Below are 7,806 nucleotides of genomic sequence, written 5' to 3'. Positions count from 1 at the left end.
CAAAGCTCTCCAGCACCGCTGCCGGCAATGCTGCCGGATTACGAACGCGAAAAGCTGAACGCCGAAATACTTCTCAACAAGGCGGCCTACGGCGCATGCTTACATACCAACTTCATACAGAGCCTGATAAATTTTACTATCTATAGGTGGATTTTATGTCGCATGCATGTACTTCGTGTTCATACACGTGCGAAACGCTTTGTCGCTCTAGAGATAAAAACCACAGGCGATCGACCAAGTGACCGGATTGTGACTCTGGGCGCAATACGCTTGGAGGACGGTGAAATAAGCCGAGGCTTGCACCTTGTATTCGACCCTCGAAAGAATAGCAGCAGTGAAGCACATCAAACTCACGGCTGGTCAGATTGGGAAACACGCTTTCAAGACTTGTTCGTGGATTGGGCCCCGAGAATTTCCGAGTGGCTGTCATGGGGAGATGAAATAGTCGCCCATAATGGCGCGCGCAGTATGTACTACCTTCAACGTGAATTGAGTCAGGCCGGATCGGAACAACTTCAGCGGCCTGTTGTCAGCACTGTAGGATTGGTCAGTTCAAAATTGCGTACTGCATCGGTCAATCTTGATGACTGTATCGCCAGGATTGGTTTGGATTATTCTAGAACCACTCACAACGCTCTAGAAGACGCCGCACTCACGGCAAGCCTTTATCTTACTCTCACAACCCAGCAATCGCCTCTGCTGGCAATGGTAAGGACTCGCCGAAACTGGCCCGCGCCAACCAACGCCCGCGCGGTGCCGCCGCACCCCAATGAAAAGCTGCCTAGACGACGGCCGAAGTCGCGAAAGATGTAGTGAACCCGCCCACGAGAAGGTTTTTGAGCGGCGGAATAGAACAACTAGATCAGGCAGGTCGATGCGCGGACGTTTCCACACCAAATTTCAACGACTGAAGAGGCTTGGCTGTGCACGCTGCTTGGAAATTGAAGCATTCCAAGATTTAGCATTGCCGTATGCATCCGGCGCGGGCCGCGGCGGGCCTACTTCGTCGTACTGCGGTGGATTTCGATGAGATTGCAGAGGCTTTCGATTCCGAACTGGGAGAAGGCCATGGTTCCGTCCGGGTGCTCCGGATCGTAAACCCGGATCAGCCCGTCTTCGGGCTCCATGTCGACGGCGATGTCGGCAAGCCAGTCCGCATCTTCGCCGAGGTCCTCTGCGACGAGCGCTAAGGTCCGGACGGAGTGGACCTTGTTGATTTGCATCCCTCAGGCCGCGATTGCGGTGGTCGATTGCGCAGGCCAGTTCCAGGTCAGCAGTTCTTCAAGCCGATGGACCGGATGCGCGGGCACGCGAGCAAGCACGTCGGCGAGCCAGGCCGTAAGCGCGTAGCTAAAGCCGTTCAGGAGCTGTAGTTCCAGGGCATGAGCTGGTCGATTTGGGAGATTGGCCAGCGATCAGCGATACGCTCGAGGGTCTGGGTGAGCCAGGCGAGCGGATCGACATTGTTCATTTTGGCGGTTTGCAGAAGGGTCGCGACAGTCGCCCACGTGTTTCCGCCGCCGTCGCTGCCTGCAAAAAGCGCATTCTTTCTGACGATTGTCTGGGGCCTAATTGCCCGCTCGACGATATCGGAGTCGATCTCGACGCGGCCGTCGGTCAGGAAGCGCTCGAGGACAGCCCGCCTGGACGTGGCGTAGCGGATCGCCTCGGCCTGCTTCGATTTTCCTGAGATCCGCGGCAGTTCCTTTTCCCAGAGCTTGAAGAGATCCGCGACGATGGCGACGGAGCGGTCCTGACGGGCGGCCCCGGAAGCGCTCGATCTCGGGAAAATACAGCGGCAGGTAGTGCGTCAGGATGCGGTGCTGGATCTCGGTCTTGGCCTTGGCGATCGCCTCATGCGTCTTCGACAGTTCCTGCACGTCGTTGATGCCGGCGCGCAGCGGATCATGATAGACCTGCGTCGCTTGGATTCTGAGCATGTGCAGGATCACCTGCGCATCCTTGGGATCGTTCTTGTCCCAGCTGTTGTGCAAGGCCTCCCGGGTCCGGGCGAGCGCCAGTGATGACACCAGCCGCACCTCGAAACCGGCCTCAGCCAGACGCCAGGCAATGAGCCGGTGATAGTTCCCCGTCGCTTCGAAGCCACAGACCACGGATAGGCCATACGCCCGCAGAACATCAATCAGCCGATCATGCTCTGTGCGGCTGTTGAGGACCGAAAGGCGACGGCGGCGCTTTTGCCCTGTCGCTTCGATCAGGACCTCATTGCGCACCTTGGTAATGTCGATCGCTACCAGCACGGCATCGGCGGGTGTAGAATATGCAACGGTCATGGTCGGTCTCTCCGGAATGGGTTGTGAACATTCACATTCTAGAGAAACCTTGACTGGCCATGGCCACCTCGACCGGTGTGCGCCTGCAGCGAAAAGCTGCGCGCACCGTTGTCTCGGCGGCTCCTCTTCTTCCTTCCGTAGATGCTATGGCCCGTCCTACATCGCCGCCGAACTCGCCGAGTGGATCGACGCCAATGGCATGAGCCATGTCCGCGGAGCGCCACTTCACCCGCAGACCCAGGGCAAGATCGAGCGCTGGCATCAGACGCTGAAGAACCGCATCCTGTTGGAAAACTACTTCCTTCCCGGCGATCTCGAACGTCAGATCGAGGCGTTCATCGAGCATTACAACCACCAGCGCTATCACGAGAGCCTAGGCCACGTGACCCCGGCCGACGCCTACTTCAGAAGGGCCGCAGACATCATCGAACAACGAGAAGGATCAAACGCGAAACCATTAAACGGCGCCGCTTGCTTCATCGCAAAACGGCCGCCTAAAATGACAACCAGGATGCGCCAGAGCCTCCGTTAGCTCACGCCCCCAATGGCCCCAAAATCCCTGACCATGGACAAGGCGGCCTTCGGCGCATGCTTACGCATTGCCTATGCTGCGATCAGATTTAGGGCTTTTGCTACGGTGGTTACGATAAGCGCTCCGGCGATCGGAACACCAAAAGGTACGATCCCTTTACGTTCGAAGTGCTCCAGATATTGCCTGAACGCAGGAGCCGGTAACAGCATCGGATTCCTGACGGCAAACACAGTCACAATTGCAAGCACCAGCAGCAGAATTGCAAATGTCAGCATGTTTTCACCACCTGCAACAAGCGGCGCAACGGCCATCAGCTTTACGTCTCCAGCTCCAACCTTGCGCAAAAGCCAAAAGGGGAACAACAGTACAAAAAACATAAGTGCAGCGACAAGCGAGACGCCAAGCCCACTCATCCAAAATCCTGTTTGAAGGCTAGCTATCACGAGACTCCCTGTTCCAACGGCACCAACAAGTAGAACGTCGCGATTGGTTATTTTCTCTTTCTTGAAATCGATCATCGCGATGCGCAGCAACACAGCGATGGCGATGGCGGTTAGTGCAATATTGAGAAAAACTGGCATGGTCATCGCTGAATATCCCGGACGCTCGATGCGAGGAGTTCCAGATTGTTGGTTACCGTCGGATCATTCGGCGCCAACTCATACGCTTTAAGGAAACTGCTGCGCGCTGATTTCAGGTTGCCCCGCAGAAGATAGGAGTAACCTACGTTGTTGTAGTAGGCGGCGGTCGAGCCAACCAGGCCATGGGCTTTTGCGTAAGCCTTGTCGGCAAGGTCGAACCGATGGATCCTGTCACACGAGGCCGCAAGGCCGAGCCACGCTTCGCCATCGTTCGGAGCCAACTGCGTGGCCTTGTAAAACATGGCGCCGGCATTGCCGAAGTTTTCCTGGCGGAACTGGTTCTTAGCTTCGGCCACCGCCTGATCGGAGGCATAAAACTCGACATTGGCGACAGTCTTCAACCCTTCGAAGGTGTTACCGAACGACGTGAATTCCGCCGCCATTGGGGAGTTGGTGCGGACGGCGGTGTCGGTGGCAGTCGTCGTCGACTGGCAGCCGGCGAGGAAAATCATCAAAACTGCCGCAGACGCGGTTAGTGATTTTATTGTCATTTCGATGCCCTCAACAACTCCAGATGCCCCGACAAAACAAATTCCGACTAGAAGAAAGTACCTCGCATACGGATGATGACCGGTAGCATGATAATCATCAGAACGACCGGAAAGATACACAAGCCGAGTGGGATCATCATCTTGACCGGGAGCGCATTAGCCTTCTCTTCCGCCTGGAAAATGCGCTGTGAGCGCATTTCATCACTATAGACGCGGAGGGCGTCGGTAAGACTAGTTCCAAGTTCCTCGGATTGACGGAAAAGTACGGCGAGCGAGCGCGCTTCCTCGATTCCGATGCGGTCGGCGAGTTCGCGCAGTGCCTCGCGCAATGGCTTGCCGGCGCGCATCTGCAACGTCATGATCGAGAGCTGCACGCCGAGCTCCTTGTGCGTGCCGGCAAGTTCGGTGGTCACGCGTTCAACGGCAGCTTCAAGGCTCATGCCGGCGTCGGCGCAGGTGATCATCATGTCCATGAAATCGGGAAAGCCGCGGCGATACTGCTGCTTCTGCCCGCTTTCGAAGCGGTCAAGCGCGATGCTCGGGATGACGATGCAGCCTAGTCCGAACAGGAAGGCGCCGCCGAAGGCAAACAGGCCCGGCATATTCTGCGGCAGGATCGAGGATAGAACTGCGTATGCGCCGAGGAAGCCGACGATGACACAGCCGATACGCGAGAGGTTGTAGATGAATGGTGCGCTCGCCTGGTGAAAGCCGGCGCGGAAAAGCTTGGCTTCAAGGGCGTTCGGTTCGCGCTGTTCCTTCTCGGTAGCGCGAAAATAGGCCTCCACCGGCGCCTGCGCCGCAGCTTTGGCAATGTTTTGTTGCGCTCCGAGCGAACGACGAGTGAGGCCGCCCTCGTCAAACAGGGCTTCGTTGATGCGCCGCCGTGTCTGGATCGCCGGGGAAAGCACCAAAGCGCCCACCAGAAACAGCGATGCGGCAGCCGCAAAGACAGTGATCGAAACCAACAGTCCAGAATTTTCAGCGGAGAAGAGGAAATCGCTCATAGTGAACCGTCAGAAATCGAAGTTGACCATGCGGTACATAATGAAGTCGCCAATCAGCGCGAGCCCGCCAAAGATCACGAAGACTGGCAGGATCAGCGGGTCGCCCCATACGCCGCCGTAGTAGTTGGGCGAGATCAGCAGCAGAATGGCGAACATGATGAGCGGAAAGGCGGACAGCAGGATGGCAGACCAGCGTCCCTCTGCGGACAGGGCGCGAATCTTAAGCCTCAGCTTCTGGCGCTCGCGCAATGTACGAGAGAGATTGGCGAGAATTTCCGTCAAGTTGCCGCCAGTCTTGGCCTGGATGGCCAGCGATACGGAAAGCAGGTGCAAGCCGTCGAAACCAACCCGCTCTGACAGTTTGCGCACGGCCTGTTCGAGACTGAGGCCAAAGCTGATCTCGTCGGCCACAATGCCGAACTCGGTCCCGAGCGGGTCGGGCATTTCGCGGGCAACAAGGCCGATCGCCACGGATGTCGGGTGGCCCGCACGCAGCGAGCGAACGATCATATCGAGGGCGTCGGGCAATTGGGCGGCAAAACGGGCAATGCGCTTGTTGCGCGCACGGCGCAGGACCAGCAGCGGCAAGACGACACCGACGAACAAGGCGAGCATTGCAGCAAGCCAAAGCGGCACGCCAACGATGATACGCGACAGCAGGCCAAATACGAGGCCGGCAGCAAAGAACATGGAGGCGAAGGCCAGTGGATTGCCGGTGATGCCGGACTGCGTATAGAGCCGGTTGAGCCAGATCGCCCCGAAAGCGAAATCGCCGCTGTCAGTCAGGCCGCGCTCGCGCAGCAGGCCCTGCAATGTCTGCTCGGCCGGCGCTTCTTCGGCAAGGCGCTTCAGCCTGCGGTTGATCGTGCCGGCGCGTGCCCTTCGCCCCGCGAACGAGGCATAGACTGCCTCAATGGCGAGGATGGCGGAAGCAGCCGCCAGCACGTAGATCAGGTAAAGAAGCGTCTGCCCCGTCAACATCACAAGGCGACCTGCGGATTGAAGACATCCTTGCCGAACTGGAAGCCCATTGTGGCCGCCTCGCCTGCAAAGCGCGGGCGGACGCCTGTGGCGCGGAACTCGCCGATGATCTTGCCGTCCGGGGCAACGTCGCGGCGGACAAAGTGATAGATCTCCTGCAACTGAATGACGCTGCCTTCCATGCCGGTGAGTTCGGAAATGGACACGATGCGGCGGCCGCCATCCGACAGGCGCTGGGTCTGCACGATGATATCGATCGCCGAGGCGATCTGGGCGCGGATCGATTCCGCAGACATCGGCATTCCCGCCATGCCAACCATCTGTTCCAAGCGGCTTAGCGCATCGCGCGGCGTGTTGGCGTGGATCGTGGTCATGGAACCTTCATGGCCCGTATTCATGGCCTGAAGCATGTCGAATGCTTCCTCGCCGCGCACTTCGCCGACGATGATACGGTCAGGTCTCATGCGTAGCGCGTTCTTGACCAGTTCCCGCTGCCTCACTTCCCCCCTGCCCTCGACATTGGGCGGACGGGTTTCGAGCCGCCCGACATGCGGCTGCTGCAATTGCAGTTCCGCCGCGTCCTCGATGGTGACCAGGCGCTCCTTCGGCGAAATGTAGCTGGACAATGCATTAAGTAGTGTCGTCTTGCCGCTGCCGGTGCCGCCCGAGACAAGGATGGATTTGCGCGATTGCACGGCAATCCGGAGCAGGTCGATCATGGGTGGCCGAATGGAATTGAACTCCACCAGCCGTTCCAGCGAATAGGGATTGCGCGAGAATTTGCGGATCGACACCAGCGGACCATCGACCGAGATGGGGCGCACGGCAATGTTCACACGCGAGCCATCCTCAAGGCGGGCATCGACCATCGGATAGGATTCGTCGACGCGCCGACCGATGGCCGACACGATCTTGTTGACGATCCTGAGCAGGTGCGCTTCGTCGCGAAAACGGACCTGTGTTTCCTCCAGGACGCCGCGCCGCTCGACGAACACGTGATTGTGGGTGTTGATGAGAATGTCGGCGATGCTGTCGTCCTGCAGCAGCGGCTCGATAGGGCCAAGCCCCAGCATCTCGTCAGCGATATCGCTGGTGAGTTGGTCGAGCTCGCGGGCGTTGAAGGGCAGGTTGCGAGCGCGGACGAAGTCGCGGACCGCTGCGCGGATCTGGTCCTGAATTTCGTCCTTGGTGGCGTTTTCGAGCGCAGAGAGATTAAAGCGATCGATCAAATGGCGATGCAAATCGACCTTGAGGGACAGCGTGTCGTCTTGTGCGCCCCGGTCCTGAACCGGCACCACAGCCTGGAGAACTGGCGCCGGCGCAACCGCGCTCACTTCCGGTTCGATGCGGACTGCGACTGATCCATTTCCCTTGGTAAAACGGCCAAGCATGATCTACGCCCTTTCAACGATTCTTCGCATTGCAGAAGAGCCTCTCGCCGTGGCACGGCCCAAGCCCGCCGCGCAATTGCCTCAAGTATTAATGACAGTATTTCCTGCAAAGCAAGTTCAAGCATCGCCGGGTGCCGGGCGCAAGCTTAACATTAGCAAAAGGTTAATTTTAAAGACAAATATGGCGGTTTTTCAAGGTATTAAAGCGGACAAGAATTATCATATTAGAAAATCTCGGACTTCTAACGCCGGCGATATTTTACCTTCAATGGCGTAGCCTAGTCCGAAAGAGTGATTAATTTAGGTTAGAAATTCGGTAAAACTTTAAGGTTAAGTCTATGTCTAAAATATGTAATTACCTGCCAAGAATAAATCATTTACAAATGGTTAAAATTCTTAAATATGATATACATATCAATATGTTATGATTTTTTTTGTATAAGATTAAACAGGATTTCTGCCATGTATA

8 protein-coding genes and 3 pseudogenes are annotated in these 7,806 nt (G+C 57.1%); 3 read left to right on the top strand and 8 right to left on the bottom strand.

Going from position 1 to position 7,806, the window contains the following annotated elements:
• Nucleotides 1-813 (top strand): exonuclease domain-containing protein (locus ASD50_RS22310; RefSeq protein ID WP_156464958.1); only part of this gene is annotated, 813 nt, incomplete at its 5' end.
• 185 nt (nucleotides 814-998) lie between these two features.
• Here ASD50_RS22310 and ASD50_RS05910 read toward each other — a convergent pair.
• The 3 genes and pseudogenes from ASD50_RS05910 to ASD50_RS05905 form a co-directional block, all read right to left on the bottom strand.
• Complete coding sequence (locus ASD50_RS05910; RefSeq protein ID WP_056237330.1) at nucleotides 999-1,223, bottom strand: hypothetical protein; 225 nt, start codon at nucleotides 1,221-1,223, stop codon at nucleotides 999-1,001.
• 137 nt (nucleotides 1,224-1,360) lie between these two features.
• Nucleotides 1,361-1,765: pseudogene (locus tag ASD50_RS22305) on the bottom strand (IS66 family transposase); the annotation flags it as partial.
• A 1-nt stretch (nucleotide 1,766) separates the two neighbouring features.
• A pseudogene (locus tag ASD50_RS05905) lies at nucleotides 1,767-2,294 on the bottom strand (IS110 family transposase); the annotation flags it as partial.
• A gap of 148 nt (nucleotides 2,295-2,442) precedes the next feature.
• Between ASD50_RS05905 and ASD50_RS05900 the strand changes: the two are divergent.
• A pseudogene (locus tag ASD50_RS05900) lies at nucleotides 2,443-2,792 on the top strand (integrase core domain-containing protein); the annotation flags it as partial.
• A 105-nt stretch (nucleotides 2,793-2,897) separates the two neighbouring features.
• Here ASD50_RS05900 and ASD50_RS05895 read toward each other — a convergent pair.
• The 5 genes from ASD50_RS05895 to ASD50_RS05875 form a co-directional block, all read right to left on the bottom strand.
• Nucleotides 2,898-3,413: a prepilin peptidase gene (locus tag ASD50_RS05895; RefSeq protein ID WP_244484445.1), complete on the bottom strand. Its 516-nt coding sequence runs from the start codon at nucleotides 3,411-3,413 to the stop codon at nucleotides 2,898-2,900.
• Nucleotides 3,410-3,919 carry a tetratricopeptide repeat protein gene (locus tag ASD50_RS05890; protein WP_244484444.1) on the bottom strand — a complete coding sequence of 170 codons (510 nt, stop codon included), beginning with the start codon at nucleotides 3,917-3,919 and terminating at the stop codon, nucleotides 3,410-3,412. Before ASD50_RS05890 ends, ASD50_RS05895 begins: the two co-directional genes overlap by 4 nt.
• A gap of 86 nt (nucleotides 3,920-4,005) precedes the next feature.
• Nucleotides 4,006-4,965, bottom strand: coding sequence for a type II secretion system F family protein (locus tag ASD50_RS05885; protein WP_056237322.1), 960 nt, complete (start codon nucleotides 4,963-4,965; stop codon nucleotides 4,006-4,008).
• Nucleotides 4,966-4,974: 9 nt separating this feature from the next.
• On the bottom strand, nucleotides 4,975-5,946 hold the full coding sequence (locus ASD50_RS05880) for a type II secretion system F family protein (RefSeq protein ID WP_056237320.1): 972 nt from the start codon (nucleotides 5,944-5,946) through the stop codon (nucleotides 4,975-4,977).
• On the bottom strand, nucleotides 5,946-7,337 hold the full coding sequence (locus tag ASD50_RS05875) for a CpaF family protein (RefSeq protein WP_056237317.1): 1,392 nt from the start codon (nucleotides 7,335-7,337) through the stop codon (nucleotides 5,946-5,948). Before ASD50_RS05875 ends, ASD50_RS05880 begins: the two co-directional genes overlap by 1 nt.
• On the opposite strand from ASD50_RS05875, the gene ASD50_RS22960 reads away from it, so the two are divergent.
• Nucleotides 7,336-7,614 (top strand): hypothetical protein, encoded by a 279-nt coding sequence (locus ASD50_RS22960; protein ID WP_156464957.1) that lies wholly within the window; start codon nucleotides 7,336-7,338, stop codon nucleotides 7,612-7,614. The genes ASD50_RS05875 and ASD50_RS22960 overlap by 2 nt on opposite strands.
• Nucleotides 7,615-7,806: the final 192 nt, after the last annotated feature.

The organism is Mesorhizobium sp. Root552 (genome assembly GCF_001427285.1).
GTDB lineage: Bacteria > Pseudomonadota > Alphaproteobacteria > Rhizobiales > Rhizobiaceae > Mesorhizobium.
This window is presented reverse-complemented; position numbering and strand designations above follow the sequence as displayed.